The 19,421-nt window shown below is 40.9% G+C and carries 23 protein-coding genes and 1 other annotated feature; of the genes, 11 read left to right on the top strand and 12 right to left on the bottom strand.

The window, feature by feature from the left end:
• Positions 1-2 precede the first annotated feature (2 nt).
• The 10 genes from pheS to PR795_RS04270 form a co-directional block, all read right to left on the bottom strand.
• Entirely contained in the window at positions 3-986 is a 984-nt protein-coding gene (gene pheS, locus PR795_RS04315) for a phenylalanine--tRNA ligase subunit alpha (RefSeq protein WP_006659452.1), read from the bottom strand.
• Between the two features lie 115 nt (positions 987-1,101).
• Positions 1,102-1,232: a sequence feature (Phe leader region), on the bottom strand.
• Positions 1,182-1,226: a pheST operon leader peptide PheM gene (gene pheM / locus PR795_RS04310; protein ID WP_126437459.1), complete on the bottom strand. Its 45-nt coding sequence runs from the start codon at positions 1,224-1,226 to the stop codon at positions 1,182-1,184. Its footprint overlaps the feature before it by 45 nt.
• 101 nt (positions 1,233-1,333) lie before the next feature.
• Positions 1,334-1,690, bottom strand: a complete 357-nt coding sequence (rplT, locus tag PR795_RS04305; RefSeq protein ID WP_006659451.1) for a 50S ribosomal protein L20 — start codon at positions 1,688-1,690, stop codon at positions 1,334-1,336.
• A gap of 45 nt (positions 1,691-1,735) precedes the next feature.
• Entirely contained in the window at positions 1,736-1,933 is a 198-nt protein-coding gene (gene rpmI / locus PR795_RS04300; RefSeq protein WP_004263702.1) for a 50S ribosomal protein L35, read from the bottom strand.
• Between the two features lie 93 nt (positions 1,934-2,026).
• Positions 2,027-2,566 carry a translation initiation factor IF-3 gene (infC, locus tag PR795_RS04295; RefSeq protein ID WP_071524939.1) on the bottom strand — a complete coding sequence of 180 codons (540 nt, stop codon included), beginning with the start codon at positions 2,564-2,566 and terminating at the stop codon, positions 2,027-2,029.
• Between the two features lie 285 nt (positions 2,567-2,851).
• A complete protein-coding gene (infC, locus tag PR795_RS04290) occupies positions 2,852-3,394 on the bottom strand; it encodes a translation initiation factor IF-3 (protein ID WP_071524940.1) in 543 nt (180 codons plus the stop codon).
• 3 nt (positions 3,395-3,397) lie between these two features.
• Positions 3,398-5,326: a threonine--tRNA ligase gene (gene thrS, locus PR795_RS04285; protein ID WP_036965079.1), complete on the bottom strand. Its 1,929-nt coding sequence runs from the start codon at positions 5,324-5,326 to the stop codon at positions 3,398-3,400.
• Between the two features lie 472 nt (positions 5,327-5,798).
• Positions 5,799-6,161, bottom strand: coding sequence for a hypothetical protein (locus PR795_RS04280; protein WP_036974730.1), 363 nt, complete (start codon positions 6,159-6,161; stop codon positions 5,799-5,801).
• A 184-nt stretch (positions 6,162-6,345) separates the two neighbouring features.
• On the bottom strand, positions 6,346-6,795 hold the full coding sequence (locus PR795_RS04275; RefSeq protein WP_036974729.1) for a methyltransferase family protein: 450 nt from the start codon (positions 6,793-6,795) through the stop codon (positions 6,346-6,348).
• A 103-nt stretch (positions 6,796-6,898) separates the two neighbouring features.
• Positions 6,899-7,297, bottom strand: a complete 399-nt coding sequence (locus tag PR795_RS04270; protein ID WP_036960669.1) for a hypothetical protein — start codon at positions 7,295-7,297, stop codon at positions 6,899-6,901.
• Between the two features lie 537 nt (positions 7,298-7,834).
• Here PR795_RS04270 and PR795_RS04265 point away from each other — a divergent pair.
• The gene (locus PR795_RS04265; protein WP_006661975.1) at positions 7,835-8,539 is read left to right on the top strand and encodes a MarC family NAAT transporter; all 705 of its coding nucleotides are present in this window, start codon (positions 7,835-7,837) and stop codon (positions 8,537-8,539) included.
• Here PR795_RS04265 and PR795_RS04260 read toward each other — a convergent pair.
• The gene (locus PR795_RS04260; RefSeq protein ID WP_006661976.1) at positions 8,533-9,192 is read right to left on the bottom strand and encodes a transglycosylase SLT domain-containing protein; all 660 of its coding nucleotides are present in this window, start codon (positions 9,190-9,192) and stop codon (positions 8,533-8,535) included. The genes PR795_RS04265 and PR795_RS04260 overlap by 7 nt on opposite strands.
• 371 nt (positions 9,193-9,563) lie before the next feature.
• On the opposite strand from PR795_RS04260, the gene PR795_RS04255 reads away from it, so the two are divergent.
• The 5 genes from PR795_RS04255 to PR795_RS04235 all read left to right on the top strand — a co-directional run bounded on the left by PR795_RS04255 (position 9,564) and on the right by PR795_RS04235 (position 14,228).
• Positions 9,564-10,475 carry a metal ABC transporter substrate-binding protein gene (locus PR795_RS04255; RefSeq protein WP_181480778.1) on the top strand — a complete coding sequence of 304 codons (912 nt, stop codon included), beginning with the start codon at positions 9,564-9,566 and terminating at the stop codon, positions 10,473-10,475.
• Entirely contained in the window at positions 10,476-11,366 is an 891-nt protein-coding gene (locus tag PR795_RS04250) for a manganese/iron ABC transporter ATP-binding protein (RefSeq protein ID WP_006659441.1), read from the top strand. It begins immediately after the preceding gene.
• Complete coding sequence (locus PR795_RS04245; protein WP_006661978.1) at positions 11,363-12,253, top strand: metal ABC transporter permease; 891 nt, start codon at positions 11,363-11,365, stop codon at positions 12,251-12,253. The genes PR795_RS04250 and PR795_RS04245 overlap by 4 nt, the downstream gene beginning before the upstream one ends.
• On the top strand, positions 12,246-13,112 hold the full coding sequence (locus PR795_RS04240) for a metal ABC transporter permease (protein WP_181480777.1): 867 nt from the start codon (positions 12,246-12,248) through the stop codon (positions 13,110-13,112). The genes PR795_RS04245 and PR795_RS04240 overlap by 8 nt, the downstream gene beginning before the upstream one ends.
• 246 nt (positions 13,113-13,358) lie before the next feature.
• A complete protein-coding gene (locus PR795_RS04235) occupies positions 13,359-14,228 on the top strand; it encodes a fructosamine kinase family protein (protein ID WP_006661979.1) in 870 nt (289 codons plus the stop codon).
• Positions 14,229-14,292: 64 nt separating this feature from the next.
• On the opposite strand, the gene PR795_RS04230 is transcribed toward PR795_RS04235, so the two are convergent.
• Positions 14,293-14,832: a YniB family protein gene (locus PR795_RS04230; RefSeq protein WP_006661980.1), complete on the bottom strand. Its 540-nt coding sequence runs from the start codon at positions 14,830-14,832 to the stop codon at positions 14,293-14,295.
• Between the two features lie 303 nt (positions 14,833-15,135).
• Here PR795_RS04230 and hxpB point away from each other — a divergent pair, with 303 nt between their 5' ends.
• The 5 genes from hxpB to PR795_RS04205 all read left to right on the top strand — a co-directional run bounded on the left by hxpB (position 15,136) and on the right by PR795_RS04205 (position 19,303).
• Complete coding sequence (gene hxpB, locus PR795_RS04225) at positions 15,136-15,801, top strand: hexitol phosphatase HxpB (RefSeq protein ID WP_006661981.1); 666 nt, start codon at positions 15,136-15,138, stop codon at positions 15,799-15,801.
• 191 nt (positions 15,802-15,992) lie between these two features.
• Entirely contained in the window at positions 15,993-16,583 is a 591-nt protein-coding gene (locus PR795_RS04220) for a metal-dependent hydrolase (protein WP_036974725.1), read from the top strand.
• Positions 16,584-16,749: 166 nt separating this feature from the next.
• Entirely contained in the window at positions 16,750-18,141 is a 1,392-nt protein-coding gene (locus tag PR795_RS04215; RefSeq protein WP_006661983.1) for an L-cystine transporter, read from the top strand.
• Between the two features lie 251 nt (positions 18,142-18,392).
• A complete protein-coding gene (locus PR795_RS04210) occupies positions 18,393-18,782 on the top strand; it encodes a YkgJ family cysteine cluster protein (RefSeq protein ID WP_006661985.1) in 390 nt (129 codons plus the stop codon).
• Positions 18,783-18,994: 212 nt separating this feature from the next.
• Positions 18,995-19,303, top strand: a complete 309-nt coding sequence (locus PR795_RS04205; protein ID WP_154629803.1) for a hypothetical protein — start codon at positions 18,995-18,997, stop codon at positions 19,301-19,303.
• Positions 19,304-19,421: the final 118 nt, after the last annotated feature.

Raw genomic sequence — 19,421 nt, 5'->3', positions numbered from 1 at the left:
CCTTATTTAAACTGTTTGAGGAAACGAAGATCGTTTTCGAAAAATGCACGAAGGTCAGAAACGCCATAACGCAACATGGTTAAACGCTCCATTCCCATACCAAATGCAAATCCGGAGTAGACTTCAGGGTCAATACCAACATTGCGTAATACATTTGGATGCACCATACCGCAACCTAATACTTCCAACCATTTACCATTTTTACCCATCACGTCAACTTCAGCTGAAGGCTCTGTAAATGGGAAATAAGATGGACGGAAACGCACTTGAACCTCTTCTTCAAAGAAGTTGTTCAGGAAGTCATGAAGTGTGCCTTTTAAATTGGTAAAGCTAATGTCTTTATCAACAATCAGACCTTCAGTTTGATGGAACATTGGGGTATGAGTCTGGTCGTAGTCATTACGATAAACACGACCAGGTGCAATAATACGGATTGGTGGTTGCTGACCATTCATGGTACGAATTTGCACGCCTGACGTTTGAGTACGTAATAGACGTTTTGCATCAAACCAAAAAGTATCGTGGTCTGCACGCGCAGGGTGATGAGCAGGAATGTTTAGTGCATCAAAGTTATGATAGTCATCTTCGATTTCGGGTCCGGTCTCAACAGAGAAACCTAACTCACCAAAAAACTCTTCAATTCGCTGAATGGTACGAGTTACTGGGTGTAACCCGCCATTTTCCATACGGCGCCCTGGTAATGAAACGTCAATTTTTTCTGATGACAAGCGTGCATTCAGAATATCCGCTTGCATTGCATCTTTACGGGCGTTCAGTGCATCTTGAACTTGGACCTTAGCTTCATTAATCACAGCCCCTGCTGCTGGGCGTTCGTCCGCAGGCAGATCACGCAACGTTTTCATCTGGAGTGTGAAGTGGCCGCTTTTGCCTAAAAATTCAACACGCACTGACTCTAACGTCGCAACATCTTGTGCCTGTTCAATGGCTGCTTTTGCCTGTGCAACCAATTCAGCGAGATGTGGCATTGTTTCCCCTTTATGACCACTCGGTCTTTTGCTAGTTATTCACTAAATTTCACAAATCATATTTAATGAGATATGAATACTTGACTGATTTTACTGTATTTTCTGTTAAACCAAAAACAAAAAAGCCTCCTGACGGAGGCTTTAGCGTAACTTTTCGTTTCTATTCTACTCGCTATACGCAAAAGCCCCCGAGATTCAGGTGCTAAAGTAAAAAAAGAAACGAAAAATAACGTTGTTCATTAAAAGAGTCTCAATAAAAACAGGCTTAAAGTATTAACACAAGCTAATTTTTAATACAAACAATATAAATGAAAAGAGGAAGTTTCCTTCCTCTTTTCAAGCAAACATTAAGCTAAAGCGCCTTTTGCTTTTTCAACTAAAGCAGTGAATGCTGCTTTATCGAAAACTGCGATGTCTGCTAAGATCTTACGGTCGATTTCAATTGAAGCTTTTTTCAAGCCATTGATGAAACGGCTGTAAGACAGACCGTTCTGACGAGCCGCAGCGTTAATACGCGCGATCCACAGTTGACGGAACTGACGTTTACGTTGACGGCGGTCACGGTAAGCGTATTGACCAGCTTTGATTACCGCTTGAAATGCTACGCGGTAAACACGAGAACGTGCACCATAGTAACCTTTCGCCTGCTTCATGATTTTTTTGTGACGTGCACGGGCGATTACACCACGTTTTGCGCGAGCCATAGCTATCTCCTATCGTCTTTATTCTTAATTAACTAAAATGTTTACTTATGCGTAAGGCAGGCAAGCAACTACCAGACCCAGATCGCCCTTAGATACCATACCTTTCGGACGTAAATGGCGTTTACGCTTAGTAGACTTTTTAGTCAGAATGTGACGAAGGTTTGCATGCTTGCGCTTAAAGCCACCGCCTGCAGTTTTTTTAAAGCGCTTTGCTGCGCCACGTACAGTTTTAATCTTTGGCATTTCTGTTATTTCCAACTTCGCATTGTGATTAACTACGAATTAATTAGGCGAATAATATTCACATTACTGTAAGATTATTACTTGATGGCCTAATTATTTCTTCTTCGGTGCCAGCACCATAATCATCTGACGTCCTTCAATTTTTGAAGGGAATGACTCCACTGACGCCAGCTCTTCCAAATCAGACTTAATGCGGTTAAGCACTTCCATACCGATTTGTTGGTGAGCCATTTCACGACCTCGAAAACGTAGCGTTACTTTAGCCTTGTCACCATCTTCTAGAAAGCGTATCAGGTTGCGTAGTTTGACCTGATAATCACCTTCATCTGTACCAGGGCGGAATTTAATTTCCTTCACCTGAACAACTTTTTGTTTCTTTTTCTGTTCTTTTTGAGATTTGCTCTTCTCATAAAGGAATTTGCCGTAATCCATGATACGACAAACTGGCGGTTCAGCATTTGGGCTAATTTCAACGAGGTCAACACCCGCTTCTTCAGCTTTTTCAAGCGCTTCACGTGCGCTCATAATGCCTAACTGTTCGCCGTCTAAACCGGTTAAACGGACTTCAGGAACACGGATTTCATCATTAATACGATTTGGTCGTGTTGATGGGATTCTTTTTCCGCCTTTAATACTTCATTCCTCCAACTGGATAAAGAGATTTGCTACATTCTCTAAAGCAAGCGTTCCGGTAATGTTTTCAATAACTTTTCACCAAAACGCGATATTCTTTTTGGGCTTTAACTCGAACAATGCGAGATTTTACAAAGCGATTCGACCGCGGATTTTACTGCTTATTGTGAGATTACTCAAGCAGATATTCAAATTTTTCGCGGTAAGTCATGTTAATGAGAGGATATCTTCATAAAAAAAACGCGAGTGAGAGGCTATCCCCCACTCGCGTTCTTACATGACAACTTATTTATTTTTCTTCGGTGACATGACCATAATCATTTGTCGACCTTCAATACGTGAAGGGAATGATTCAACAATAGCCAGTTCTTCCAAATCAGCTTTAATGCGGTTAAGCATTTCCATACCGATTTGCTGGTGAGCCATTTCACGACCACGGAAACGCAGTGTGATTTTCGCTTTATCACCATCTTCTAAGAAACGAATGAGGCTACGTAATTTAACTTGGTAGTCTCCTTCATCTGTTCCCGGACGGAATTTAATTTCCTTCACTTGAACAACTTTTTGTTTCTTTTTCTGCTCTTTTTGAGATTTACTTTTCTCATAAAGATACTTGCCGTAATCCATGATTCGACAAACTGGTGGCTCTGCGTTTGGGCTGATTTCAACTAAATCAACACCAGCTTCTTCCGCTTTGGCAAGTGCGTCACGCACACTCATTACACCAAGTTGTTCACCGTCAATGCCAGTAACACGGATTTCAGTTGCACGGATCTCTTCGTTAATACGATTCGGACGTGCTGTTGGGAGTTTTTTTCCGCCTTTAATACCTTATTCCTCCATCTGATTGAGCTGACGACTGCGAATTTCTTCCAGTAGTTTAGTCGTGAATTCGTTAACATCAAGGCTGCCTAAATCTTTACCACGACGGGTACGAACAGACACTTTACCTGATTCAACTTCTTTCTCACCACAAACCAACATGTAAGGAACACGACGCAGGGTGTGTTCGCGGATCTTAAAGCCGATTTTCTCGTTGCGTAAGTCCGCTTTCGCACGAATGCCAACACTTTGCAGTTTGCTTACTAATTCTTGAACATAGTCTGCTTGACTATCTGTAATGTTCATCACCACAACTTGTTGTGGCGCTAACCATGTTGGGAAAAAGCCCGCATATTCTTCTGTTAAAATACCGATGAAGCGCTCTAATGAACCTAGAACGGCACGGTGGATCATAACAGGCGTAATGCGTTCATTATTTTCGCCTACATATGAAGCATTTAGACGACCTGGTAAGAAGAAGTCTAATTGTACGGTACCGCATTGCCATGCACGGTCAAGGCAGTCATACAGTGTAAATTCGATTTTTGGACCATAGAATGCGCCTTCGCCTGGTTGGTATTCGAATTCAATACCCTTAGACTTCAGAGCATTCGCTAAATCCGCTTCTGCTGTATCCCACATATCGTCAGTACCGATACGTTTTTCAGGACGAGTAGACAGTTTTACAACGATTTTTTCAAAACCGAAAGTGCTGTAAACGTCATAAATCATTTCGATACAGCTTGTCACTTCACCCAGAATTTGATCTTCGGTACAGAAAATATGCGCATCATCTTGAGTAAAGCCACGTACACGCATTAAACCATGCAGCGCACCAGATGGTTCATTACGATGGCAACTACCAAACTCTGCCATACGCAGTGGTAAATCACGGTAAGATTTTAACCCTTGGTTAAAGATCTGTACGTGACCTGGGCAGTTCATTGGTTTTACACAATATTCACGGTTTTCAGATGACGTTGTGAACATCGCATCTTTGTAGTTTTCCCAGTGACCTGTTCTTTCCCACAGTACGCGGTCCATCATGAATGGACCTTTAACTTCTTGGTAGTTATAGGATTTTAGTTTGGTACGTACAAAAGTTTCCAGCTCACGGAAAATTGTCCAACCATCATTGTGCCAGAACGCCATACCCGGCGCTTCTTCCTGCATATGATATAAATCTAATTGCTTACCAATTTTACGGTGGTCACGTTTTGCCGCTTCTTCTAAGCGCAGCAGATAAGCAGCTAACTGCTTTTTGTCTGCCCATGCCGTGCCGTAAATACGTTGCAGCATTTTATTGTCGCTGTTTCCACGCCAGTATGCCCCTGCAACTTTTTGTAATTTAAAGTGATGGCAGAAACGCATATTAGGTACGTGCGGACCACGACACATATCAATGTATTCTTGGTGGTGATATAAGCCTGGGCGGTCATCTTGGCTAATGTTTTGATCCAAGATTTCAACTTTATAATCTTCGCCACGGCTTACAAATGTTTCACGAGCTTCGGCCCAAGAAACACGTTTTTTAACCACGTCATAATCTGTTTTGGCAAGCTCAAGCATACGCTTTTCTAGCTTGTCCAAATCTTCCTGGGTCAGCGTATAGTCAAGGTCAATATCATAATAGAAACCGTTGTCGATAACTGGACCGATTGCCATTTTGGTATTTGGCCACAATTGTTTAATTGCATGACCTAATAAGTGAGCACAAGAGTGACGAATGATCTCTAGACCTTCATCATCTTTACTCGTGATAATTGACAAGTTTGAATCGTGCTCGATCAGTTCACAAGCATCCACCAGCTCACCATTAACACGACCAGCAATACACGCTTTTGCAAGACCTGCACCGATATCGCGAGCCACATCCATGACAGAAACGGCATGGTCGAATTGACGCTGACTTCCATCAGGAAGAGTAATAACAGGCATTAAAAAATCCTTATCAGCAGTGGTGACCCACACGAAAGATCACTTGCTTGATTATTCCAAAGTTTATAAATCAATACGTTACTTACGATTTCTCACTTCACTATGCGAGATAGGCACACCGTTATGTACACATCATATAAGCCATTATGGATATAATTGATGACACAATTATGCACATCGCTAGCAACTCAACTCGTAATCATAACACAGACATATTTTATGGCGATAGCCAGTTGTTGATTATTATATTACTAAAATCACTGCGAATTTGGGTGACCAAACATCACATGATGAAGCGTTCGATAATGCACGGTTTAAGCGTGTTGAGAACGGAAATACGTGAATAAGCTCGATGAAATCGACGCAGTTGAACAACGGCGCATAATGTGGGTCGCAAATTTCAATATTCGGTAGAAAGACAACAAAAAGGCTATCCGTTCATCAAGAGCGATAGCCTTAACCAAATGAAGGATTACCAACAACCGCGGTGATTACCACGTCCACCCCACCCTCCATCACGGTAAGGTCGGTTGTATAGTTTGTCTTCTTCATTTCTGATTTTTAGTGATAAATCATCAAGTTCTTTTACCAGAGCTTTCACTTTGGCATCATCATCACTAGCACCAGCATCATACAACTTGTTCAACTCAACACGCTTATCATCAAAATCCTTCACTAGCTTAGTAATCTCGTTATTCTGACGATAATTATTCTGGCTGTAATTATTTTGATATCGATGATCATAATTTCCATTGCAGTAAGGGCATGCTGCTGCAGATGCGGAATACAATAATATCGAAGAGACAATAGCGCCTAATAACACTTTTTTATTCACGGCAATAACCTCACAAGTTTATGGGTTATACCAGTTTATATACACCGTGGAATAAACGCCTTGAAATATGTCAAAATAATCAACTAAAGTTAAATATCATGAGCCAGATCACCAAAAAAACCAAAATTAAAAGGTAAAAATACTTATAAATAATTAAATTTCAATATATTACACCAAAGAACTATCACAACCAGCGACGAGTTTGCTGAGCATAAGACTGCCACTCATCTTTAAAGCGAGCCGACAAAAATTTCTCTTCTTCTGGAATGGTGTACAAATCCGTTATTAGCCAAAAGACCAAACCTGAAACCAAAAAATAAGGTGAATGTGAAAATAACGCCAAGCTTAAGCTCATTGAAGTAAAAGCAAGGTATAGCGGATTACGTGACAATCGATAAGGACCGCGAGTAATTAATGAAGAAGCTGGTGCCAGCGGATTAGGCGATGTTTTTTGCCGAAGAAAATAATATAAACTCGCGCCAATCCACCCGAAAGCCTCGAGAGCAACTAGAATACCAATAATTCCCATCCATCCAGAAAAGCTCCAATAAAAGCCTTCTTTGAGGTGTAGATAATAAGCAGCAAATCCGTTCAGTACTAACCAGTTAACAAATGGGAGTTTAAAAATGCGCATCACATATCCTAGATTGATATTCATATAACAAGCATATCATGGATAAAATGCTAAAAATTAGCGGTAACTATCAATAACGTTGTTCGGGTAAATACCTGCTCTTTTATGAACGGTACCCTAAAGAGAATACACTTTTTAATCCTTCAAGATTGGCATATTCTTGTTGGCATACTGAATTGCGCACATCACTAGGTAAATTATTTAATCTAGCTTGAATATTTGCAATTTGATCTTCTAATCCGTTCATTCCTTTAACTTCAACAACATCTGCATTTGCTTGCAAATAATCTGCAAAACTCCTTAAATTATTTTCTAAACTTTCGCATGCATTATTAGCCAATCCGTTTTGAACCATAAAAGCGCTAACAGAGTCAGGTAATAATTGAGAAATCGATGGGAAAATAGATTGTTTCCATGTTTGAGGAAACAGAATCAATACTGCAGCAATAGCCAAAACAAGCAGCATCGATGAAGTGACTAATGGTGATAGTAACCGTCTCATTGGCTATCCTAATATTCTATTTAACATGAAAATTAGAATACACAATAAACCGTAAAGCAGTTTTTAAAATAAAAAAGAGTTTGTAAAGAATATTCCAATTATATTTCCAATAAATAGGATTATCATCTAACAATAATCTTTTAACGAATTTACATAACCTGTCAGTAAAACACATTGTACTGTATATACTCGATAACAAATGAACATAAACCCCCTCTAGCAAAATGCCCTTGACCTTTTTATCTCACATAAAAAGGTTTTTTTTTGCCCAAAATATTGAATATTTTTAATCCAGTCACGTAATCCTTTGTTATTCATTAACTAATTATACTTATTCACATCTGAATAGGGATGTTATCCACAGTTAATGTGAACAACTTTGTTGTCCTCTAAGTAAAAACATTACGTGATCCCACGTAAATAACGCTTTAGCCTTAAATTTTTAAATGAATATTCTTTAGACCTCACAAATTTGTAACAATCTTTGTTATAGTCCCAAGGAAGCAATTCTAGATTAATTGGAGGGCAGTTTTCGACATGCAAGATATTTTACAACTGTTTCAAGCTGTTGGTCTTGGGTTAGTGTTACTCCTTCCACTAGCTAACCCGCTAACTGCCATTGCTGTCATGCTAAGTATTTCATCCAATATGACCAAAGAGCAGCGAGATCATCAGTCACGACTTGCTGCAATCTATGTTTTTATTATCATGCTCGTCGCTTTTTATGCTGGTCAATTAGTCATGAGTACCTTTGGAATTTCAATTCCAGGGTTACGTATTGCTGGAGGGTTGATCGTTGTCTTTATTGGTTTTGGAATGTTGTTTCCCAACTCAGAAAATAGTGAAGATACCAACAATCCCCCTGCTGATGATTTAAGTGTTCCCAAAAAACGTCAAGGTAATCAAAATATTGCCTTCGTTCCTCTGGCAATGCCAAGCACCGCAGGACCCGGTACTATCGCCATTATTATTAGCTCAACCGCATCTTTGCAAGGAGATATTGGCTTTGCACCTTGGGTGATCATCGTTGCCCCGATTATTGTCTTTCTTATTACCAGTATGATTGTTTGGATTGGACTACGTGGTGCAACGTCAATTATGAAATGGCTAGGAAATAGTGGAATTGATGCGATAGGACGTGTAATGGGCTTTCTATTAATTTGTATGGGAGTGCAATTTGTTATCAACGGTATTGTTGAAATCATCGCGCAGCTCCCACACTTACTGGCTGAATATCAGTAATTCACCGCTAATGCGTTATACGCATTTTTGACTTTCCACAAATAACGTGGCGCTTGTGGTGCGGGGTGTTTAGATTGAACATGCTGATAAAATTCTTCTGGGGATAAGTTATTGATCATTGCAATCGCTTTTGACTTATCATTATCAAATGTTCGTAATAATGCCCCTGCGCCATTGACGTAAGCCACAACGGTTGCATAGTACATCGTTTGAGGGTGGCTAATGCCCGCCAAGTGCTGCTCTTTGAGGATACGAATATAAGCGGTGCCAATATCAATATTTTTACGCGGATCTTTTAAATCGCTAGAACTTGGTTCACCCGCTCGCCCCTGAAAACGGTATGCATCGCGTCCTGCCGTAGATGCTTTAATTTGCATCAAACCAATCGCATTCGATTTGCTCACGACTTCTGGTCGGAAGTTAGATTCTACTTCAATAATCGCTCTGATCAGCGTTTCATCCACACTATAACGACTAGCAGATTCACGAATAAATTCATCATAAGGTGTTCGCGGGTAGCTAGTATTGGCTGCCGTATTTGGCATTTGATTACGATTATCTAGCATTCTTGTTCTGTTCGCGGTTTTATTGGGATCACTTGAACAACCTGCCAATAGCAAAAGGACAAGCGCACTGCCGACCATTTTTTTCACTGTTATATCCTCTGCAAATTAAAACACCAAAAGAATAGCTAATCTTTAGAAAAATAATACATTTTTTACTTAACTTTTACTTCTGGACGTGTTTTAGTCATGTTAAATAATGATGTGAATTATCAACTCATAAACAACATAAATATCACTTTTGGCTTTTACGGGCATTTTTTATAATTGATATTGATAATCATTATCAATTGAGATATAAATATTATTCGCTAGAAAGACCATACACATTATAGCGTTAATACCCTTAATGTGAAAATGAAGGCTTATTCGAATCCCGTAATGCACTGAGTTAATTAAACAGGTGCTTTGTGAAAACATTTAGCCAATTAGTACAAGTGACCCAACGTTAGGACTTATTTATGAAAACATTTTTATTCCGATTATCTACGCCTTTGCGGACAGCACTCATCGCGCTTGCGGCTATTCTATTTGTCAGCCAACCCGCTTTAGCCAAGAAGTTTAAAGTGGTCACAACGTTTACTATTATACAAGACATTGCTCAAAATGTAGCCGGTGATGCCGCAATTGTCGAATCCATTACTAAACCTGGTGCAGAAATTCACGGTTACCAGCCGACGCCTAAAGATATTATGAAAGCCTATGATGCCGATCTTATCTTATGGAATGGAATGAATTTGGAAGTTTGGTTCCAACGTTTTTTTGAAAATCTTAAAGATGTCCCTGCGGTTGTGGTCACTGAAGGTATTGAACCAATGCCAATTCGTGAAGGGGAATATAAAGATAACCCAAACCCTCACGCATGGATGTCCCCTGCAAACGCACAGATTTATATCGAAAACATTCGTAAAGCATTCGTGAAATACGATCCCGCAAACGCAGAAATCTACAATGCGAATGCCAAAAAATATTCTCAAGAAATTGCAGCACTTGATGCACCACTACGTGAACGTTTAAACCGTATTCCTGAAGATAAACGTTGGTTAGTCACCAGTGAAGGCGCATTTAGCTACCTAACCAAAGACTATGGTTTCAAAGAAGTCTACTTGTGGCCAATTAATGCTGAAGAGCAAGGGTCACCAATGCAAGTTAAAAAAGTCATTGATACTGTTCGTGAACACAATATTCCAGTTGTTTTCAGTGAAAGTACCATTTCAGATAAACCAGCTCTGCAAGTCAGTAAAGAAACAGGTGCAAAATACGGTGGCGTACTCTACGTTGACTCCCTGTCAACCGCCGAAGGTCCTGTACCAACTTACATTGACCTGTTGAACACGACCGTTGATACCATTGCAAAAGGATTTTCACAGTAAATGAGCCATACAAATCAGTTCGAGCATCCAACGCTAGTTGTTGATGATGCAACAGTTACCTATAACAACGGTCATACTGCAATTTATGATGCTAGTTTTAATATTCATGGTGGTTCCATTTGCGCACTTGTTGGCGTGAATGGAAGTGGTAAGTCCACCCTGTTCAAAACCATTATGGGGTTAGTCACCCCATCTTCGGGTAGTGTGACCCTGAATAATCAACCCATTAAAGCGGCATTAAAAGAAAATATCATTGCTTACGTCCCCCAAACCGAAGAAGTCGACTGGAATTTCCCTGTCCTCGTGTCTGATGTCGTGATGATGGGGCGATATGGCAAGATGGGGTTCTTTAGAATCCCTAAAAAGGAAGATAAAGATGCTGTTAAAATGGCATTAGAGCGCGTGGATCTAGCCGGTTTAGAAAATCGCCAAATTGGTGAGCTCTCTGGTGGGCAAAAAAAACGCGTATTTTTAGCCCGTGCGCTTGCCCAGCAAGGTAAAGTGTTATTACTCGATGAACCATTTACTGGTGTCGATGTAAAAACAGAAAACGCTATTATCGATTTGCTGCGTAGTCTGCGTGATGAAGGGCATTTAATTTTAGTTTCTACCCATAACTTGGGAAGCGTGCCTGAATTTTGTGACCATGTGATCTTAATTAACCGTACCGTGCTTGCCAGTGGTCCCACAGAAACGACCTTTACTCAACGCAATTTACAGCAAGCGTTTGGTGGCGTGCTGCGACACATTAACTTATCCGGTCAAGAGCTTCACGATGATGATGACCCTCGCTCTGTCACTGTTATTACGGATGACGAGCGCGCAGCTGTCTTCTATGGTCACGATCATGATGCACCGGTTAGAAAAAATCAGCCTAAGGAATCCGAATGATCGCGTTGTTACTGCAACCATTTGAGTACAACTTTATGGTTAAGGCGATTTGGGTCAGTGCCATCGTTGGTGCGGTGTGCGCTTTCTTATCGGCTTATTTGATGCTCAAAGGTTGGTCATTGATGGGAGATGCCCTCTCCCACTCCGTCGTACCCGGTGTGGCTGGCGCTTATGCACTAGGATTACCTTATGCCGCTGGCGCCTTTTTTACGGGGATCCTCGCGGCACTTGCGATGACGTTTGTTAAGCATCTCACTCGATTACGGGAAGATGCCGTTATTGGATTTATATTCTCCACGTTCTTTGCCGCAGGGTTATTAATCGTTTCCTTGAATCCAACATCGGTCAATGTGCAAAGTATTATCTTCGGTAATATTTTGGGTATTGCGGACGCCGACGTGCTTCAAGTCGAAATCATCATCGCAATTTCATTTGTTGTTCTGATGTGTCTATGGAAAGATTTACTCGCAGTATTCTTTGATGAAAGCCATGCTCGTTCTATTGGTTTAAACCCACTGCGCTTAAAAATTATTTTCTTTACCTTATTAAGTGCATGTACTGTTGCTGCTCTACAAACGGTGGGGGCGATTCTCGTTATCGCGATGGTAGTCACTCCAGGTGCTACGGCTTATTTGCTCACAGACAAGTTTAAAACTTTGCTGATTATCTCAGTCTCTATTGGTACTGCAACAAGCGCGATTGGCGCTTACCTCAGCTACTTTTTAAACGGTGCAACAGGTGGGCTGATTGTGACATTCCAGACCGTCATTTTCCTACTGGCATTCTTCTTTGCACCCAAACATGGACTGATCGCCTCTCGCCGTAAAGCGCGTATCGAAGTGGCGGACCTGCATCAAAGCAAACAACAAGGAGCCACCCATGAATGATTTTATGGACTTACTCATGGCGCCTTTCGCATTTCCATTTATGCAAAAAGCCTTAATCACCGCGATTGTTACGGGTACTGTCTGCGCTATTTTATCCTGTTTTTTAGTGCTAAAAGGCTGGTCATTAATGGGTGACGCCATTTCCCATGCCGTGTTGCCTGGCATTATTATCGCGTCATTAATCGGTATCCCTCTGGCTATTGGGGCTTTTGTTTCTGGGTTATTCTGTGCTATCGCAACGGGTTACTTAAAAGAAAATAGCCGAATAAAAGAAGACACCGTCATGGGTATTGTTTTCTCTGGTATGTTTGCCATCGGCTTAGTAATGTTCGCAAAAATCGATACGGAGCAGCATCTCACACACATTTTATTCGGGGATATTTTAGGGATCACCGATGATGAGTTTAAGCAAATTTTGCTGTTTGCTGGGATAACCATTGCCATTATCTTCCTCAAACGTAAAGACTTTATGCTTTACTGCTTCGACCCAAATCAAGCGCGAGTCATTGGGCTTCCTGTCAAATGGCTGCATTATGGCTTGCTCTCATTACTCGCCTTAACCATCGTGGCATCATTACAAGCTGTCGGGATCATTCTGGTGATTGCCATGCTGATTTCACCGGGAATTATCGCCTTTGTTCTATGTCGAAGTTTTGGTTGGATGTTAGTGATAGCGATTATCGCCTCCGTCACATCCAGTGTGCTGGGCACCATTGTCAGTTTTCATATCAATGCGACGACAGGCCCGACTATCGTGGTGATCCAAGCCGGTTATTTTGTTATCGCCTTAATCTACAGCAAGCTCGTCCTAGCCCGTCGAAAATCACGTATCACTCGCCAAGATTTGCATACGGCATAACCACAAAAAGCTGAATCGGGGTCTCACCTATTCAGCTTTTTACTCTACCTTATAGATTCCATATCAAAGAAACAGCCCCGTACACTCACCTTCCCCGTAAGAATAGGCACTCATCCAATTTTTGATAAAAATCAGCCACAACCATTTTCTTGATATGGCATAATTTTTAAACAATGATCACTGTTAATTCCTAAATTGTCGCTATAGTATGGTATGAGTGAAGACCAAATCACAGTGAGGTGGATCATGTGGCAAGCGATGAATCGTTTATTAATTGAACACTTTGGTGAAGCAGAGCTGCACAATAAAGTGATTCTTTCTGGTGGAGATATTCATAACACCTTAAGAATCGATTATGGTGAGCATACTGTGTTCGTGAAACAAAATCGCCGTGAGTTTCTCCCCCTCTTTAAACAAGAGGCAGAACAACTCGAAATGCTAGCGAAAAGCCAGACTGTGACCGTGCCGAAAGTCTACGGTTTAGGCAGTAATAAGCATAATAGCTTTCTTCTCCTCGAATATTTCCCATTAAAACATTTTGATAACACCAATGCGTGGCATTTTGGACAACAATTGGCTCGACTGCATCAATGGGAAGAGCAACCAAGTTATGGTTTTGATTTTGATACTATGCTCAGTACGACGGTTCAGCCAAATGGATGGGAAAAGCGTTGGAATGCATTCTTTGCAGAAAAACGTATTGGTCTTCAATTACAAATAGCGTCCGAAAAAGGCATGGTTTTTGGTGATATTCAAAAACTGGTTGATATTGTTAAACACCGTTTGTCCGGACATCAGCCTCAACCTTCTTTATTACACGGTGATTTGTGGCCAGCAAACTGTGCCATCACCAACCAAATAGATGGCGTACTTTACGACCCTGCATGTTATTGGGGTGATCGGGAATGCGATATCGCCATGTTGCCATTGTATAAAGAAATTCCGATTCAAATTATTGATGGCTACCAAAGCGTTTGGCCGCTACCCGCAAGTTTCTTAGATAGGCAACCAATCTATCAACTCTATTTCTTACTCAATCAAGCCAATATGTTTGGCAATGAGCAAAGCTATCTGCATGCCCGCAATATTATTGATAATTTACTCGCAGATGAATAATCTAAACTCAGTGATGCGCTGCACGGGAATAAACCTGGTGCAGCGCAGGATTATGATGGGAGAATTACCAATTCAGGAGCTTTAATGCAAAATAGATTGCAATCCCTAAGACTATCGGCCAGAAATACATCAAAAAGAACTGTTTAAAAATAGTGTGTCGGGGAATGGTCACTTTAGATTCTAATTCTTCTTTTGTGACCTCACTGCCTTTAGCATTCTCTAGAATGACATGATCTTCAATGCTTTCACGAATAAACTTAATTTGACGATACATGCGTAAGCCTGATGCGCTTAGTGCTAATCCCACAAAGATAAAAATAAAAATAACAAAAAATCCGATACAGCTACCAGAAAAACCTTGGCTTACTTCAGGAACTGGCGAATTATTCCAAAATACATTTAAAAATGGTGTGCTTTGTCGAGCCATTTCTGCCATCAATTTCACAAAATCATTAGCAACCGCATTGATCCCTTCACCTTGAATTCCTTTCAGAGCAGCGAGTTTAATTAATGATGCTAACGTAGAAATTAATGCTACAAAAAATACGATCCAGCCCAAAATACGTTTGCCAATCGCAAGAGAATTTGCCTTGTGGTAATTCATTACAACTATTCCTCAGAGTTTTTTTCTACGCTAATCATAGCCGATAATATTTGCTGGCTCCAAATTTCTATAAAAAAATGATAGTTAAAAATTGAGTTTCGGATTATTCAAAAATTTAATTGCATTCATATCACCCGCTAAATTCAAATTTTCAATAAAATCATGTGATAGCACATATATCTCTATAACCGAAAGTCATGGCTTGTTAGAATAGTTTTAGACACTAAATTGACTGTGATTAAAATGCAGCGACAGCCCCCATACCCTATTTTCAAATGGGTATCTAAATGAATGGAGTTTGCTATGTATCATAAATTACCTATCCAATCTGTTATCTTTGATATGGATGGTTTGCTGATTGACTCGGAACCTTTCTGGGAACAGGGAGAAGATGAAGTATTTGCAGAGTTAGGGGTTGATTTATCCATCAAGCACACGCTTCCAGATACCCTCGGTTTGCGTATCGACCACGTTGTTGAACTTTGGTATAACGCATCCCCTTGGCAAGGCTGCAGTTTAGAAGAGGCAAAACAGCGTATTATTGACAGAGTCATTGGCTTAGTCGAAGAGAAACGCCCATTGTTGCCCGGTGTCCAACATGCATTAGAGTTATGCCGTTCAATGGATTTAAAAATTGCGTTAGCATCAGCATCTCCGGATTACATGTTGGAGAAGGTACTGAATTTATTTGATATTCGCCATTATTTTTCTGCGGTTGTTTCCGCAGCAAAATTGCCTTTAAGCAAACCCCATCCTGAAGTTTATTTAAAAGCCGCAGCAGAATTATCGACAAAGCCTATTCACTGCGTTTCATTGGAAGATTCTTTTAATGGCATGATTGCAGCAAAAGCCGCAAGAATGCGCTCTATCGTGGTTCCTGATAACAAGCACTTCAATGACCCACGCTGGGGTTTGGCAGATGTCAAACTCGCTTCATTAAATGATTTACGTCCAGAAAATTTACGTTAATCTTAAATGAATTAGTGATGATTTCTTTCCCCTACATTATTTGCGTAGGGGAAATTTTGAAAAGTATAAAAATCTACGGTTATTAGCTAATAAATAAGAGTTTTTTTAACTCTCACCCTCTACCAAATTCCGCTCAAACCCATTATACTGCCCGCCTACTGTATAGATAAACAGATGGTATTTTATCCACCATGACTGCTGAAGGGCACCTGCTTTTTTCTGTCGCCTCACTCATAATGGCTCATAAACTGCAAATTACGCCAGAGTTCGCTCAGGGTGATTGGTTGCATATGGTGCCAGGCGTTTTGCTGGGTGCCTTATTGCCGGATATCGACCATCCATCATCCATTCTTGGGCGACTTTTTCGTATTATTTCTATTCCCATATCCAAGCTCTGCGGTCATCGAGGCTTTACGCATAGCCTTATTGCATGGCTAATTTTGCTGATTTCCAGCTATCAATGGTTACCCCATTATTGGGATTTACCCCCTGACCTTATCCAAGCGTTTTTACTTGGTTATATGAGCCATTTAATTGCCGATATGCTGACGCCATCCGGTGTCCCATTTTTATGGCCATTACCATTACGTTTCTGTTTTCCCGTTCTACGCGGTAAATCTAGTAAACGCGGAGAACGCTTTATTGCCGTGCTTTTGACCGTCTGTGCGGTGCTTATACCCGCAGGGCATCCAGCTGACTGGTTCCAGCAAATAGAAAGCGCACTAAATTATTTTAATAATCAGATAAATATACACTTACCGACAAAAACATCACTTTTGTAATATACTGTAAGTATAAATCAACCTAAATTATAACTTTTGATTATAAGTAATGACTAACTTCAACTGATATCATATAACCAGTTGTTAGAAGAAACGAAATCCTTATACCTATTAAGGATTAACAACAAGAATCATTATGTAAAATAATTACAATTTGGAGTGCGGAATGAATATTCCCCTGATTATCAATGTGCTCGTTTTCGTAGCACTTTTAATACTGTTAGCAAAACTCGGATCGAATGGTTGGAGCCTATCCAAAAAAGTCTTACTGGGTCTGGTATTCGGTGTTGCTTATGGTGTGGGACTGCACCTGGTGTATGGTTCTGGTCACCAAACGGTAAAAGACTCCATTCTTTGGTTTAATATCGTTGGTAATGGTTATGTTCAACTATTACAAATGGTGATTATGCCTCTGGTATTTGCCTCAATTCTGAGTGCAGTAGCTAGACTCCATAAGGCATCTTCTTTAGGGAAAATCAGCTTTTTAACCATTGGCACACTGCTGTTCACAACCGCTATCGCTGCTCTAATCGGTATCTTGATTGCTAACTTGTTCGGCTTAACTGCTGAAGGGCTGGTCCAAGGTCAATCTGAAACTGCACGTTTAGCTGCCATTGAAACAAATTACATTGGTAAAGTATCGGATTTAACCGTTCCGCAATTGATCCTGTCCTTTATCCCGAAAAACCCGTTTGCTGATTTAACAGGTGCAAGCCCAACATCTATTATTAGTGTGGTTATTTTTGCTGCATTCTTAGGAGTAGCGGCACTGCAACTGTTCAAAGATGATAAAGAACGTGGTGAAAAAGCATTAGCGGCTATCGATGTGATGCAGGCTTGGGCAATGAAATTAGTCCGCTTAGTCATGCGCTTAACGCCTTATGGTGTGATGGCACTGATGATCAAAGTGGTCGCAAGCTCGAATTTAGCTGACATCATTAATTTAGGTACCTTTGTGGTCGCATCATACGTGGCATTAGCCATTATGTTTGTGATTCACGGTGTCTTAATTGCGACAACCGGTTTAAATCCGATTAAATTCTTTAAGAAAGCAGGCCCTGTACTGACATTCGCCTTTACTAGCCGTTCGAGTGCTGCAAGTATTCCACTGAATATTGAAACGCAAACTCGCCGGTTTGGTGTACCAGAATCGATCGCCAGCTTCTCAGCGTCTTTCGGTGCAACTATCGGTCAAAACGGTTGTGCAGGTATCTACCCTGCCATGTTAGCGGTTATGGTGGCACCAACAATGGGTATCAATCCATTTGACCCACTGTGGATCGCGACTTTAGTCGGTATTGTGACTATCAGCTCTGCGGGTGTCGCAGGTGTGGGTGGTGGTGCAACGTTTGCTGCACTGATTGTACTGCCAGCGATGGGATTACCTGTTACTTTAGTCGCGTTATTGATTTCAGTTGAGCCATTAATTGATATGGGTCGTACGGCACTGAACGTGAGTGGTTCAATGACTGCAGGTACCGTGACTAGCCAATTAATGGGCGAAACAGACAAATCCATTTTTAACCAAGAAGATGACGGTGATTTGAAACACGTTTAATCGTCCTTATCACCGAATACTCCCTGAAACCTGCCCGTTAAACGGCAGGTTTTTTTATAGTTATAACTCACTGAATTTTTTACTTTATTTTGACCTGATTGCAAATATTGGGCTTTTACTCTAAAAAATATTGCCAATACGTAGAGCCGCGTAACATAATAGCGGCTGAGCAACATTTTCTTAGGCTTCCTGCCTGTGTTGCGTCTCCCGTTTCCTACGGGAACTATCAACTTCATTGTTAGATTTTTTATATGACCAATATTATTCATATACTAAAAACTGATCCTTCAGATAACCCTTGTGTCAACTGTGGTGCTTGTTGCGCCTACTTTCGTGTCTCATTTTATTGGGCTGAAGCGGAAGCTGGCGGGGGCTCTGTACCTCAGCATTTGACAGAGCAAATCACCCCGTTTATGAGCTGCATGCAAGGCACAAACCAAAAACCAAATACTCGTTGTACGGCACTAACGGGTAACGTAGGTGAATGTGTGTCATGTTCCATCTATGAGCAGCGTCCGACTCCATGCCGAGAATTCGAACAATCATGGCATAACGGCATACACAATGAGGCCTGCGATCGTGCTCGTGCAGCCTATGGTTTACCCCCTCTTGAGCCTCAGCAACCACAAATTGCGTGCTAACCCCGTCAATGACCCAGAGATGTTCTGGGTTATCTTTATTCTTCTTTCGCTGTCATTCTTTTCATAAAATAACGGCATTATTTTCCATAAAATGTGTAAAGAAAGGATAAAACATGCAGGAAATATGGAGCTTTAGTCAAAGCAGGTAAAAGCCATTGCGAGCGAAACCTAATTGATGAATTATCCTCTCATCACGTAATGAGGAGATAGAAATGAACAAATTAAACCAAGGTTTACTCGCTGCTATTTTAATGTCTGTAGGCTTTGCCGCTGCTGCAGCCAATGTTGATATGAATAAATCACCACGCCATCACGGTGGTAATCACCATAATATGGTGTATAGCGTGACAGAGCAAACCACTAAACCAAACGAAACCCTCAAAAAACTGGCGAACGATACACCTAAAATTGAAGATGGCAAACGTTACATGGTGAAGATGTCTGTCGTGGAAGTGCCAGAGTTCAAGCCTGCACAGCCGATGCCGATGCCAGTACCGGCTACAGCACCCGCAGCAAAGTGACAAATGAATTACCCTAAACCATAGGCTGTACCTGTTACACTGATAATGCCAACCATTTGGTATTGCTATTTAAAAATCAGTATCTTACTTGCACACAATAACGTTTAGGTATATCCCT

The organism is Providencia sp. PROV209, from assembly GCF_028479485.1.
Lineage (GTDB): Bacteria > Pseudomonadota > Gammaproteobacteria > Enterobacterales > Enterobacteriaceae > Providencia > Providencia alcalifaciens.
Note: the sequence above shows the minus strand (reverse complement) of the source record. Positions and strands in the feature narration are given on the sequence as shown.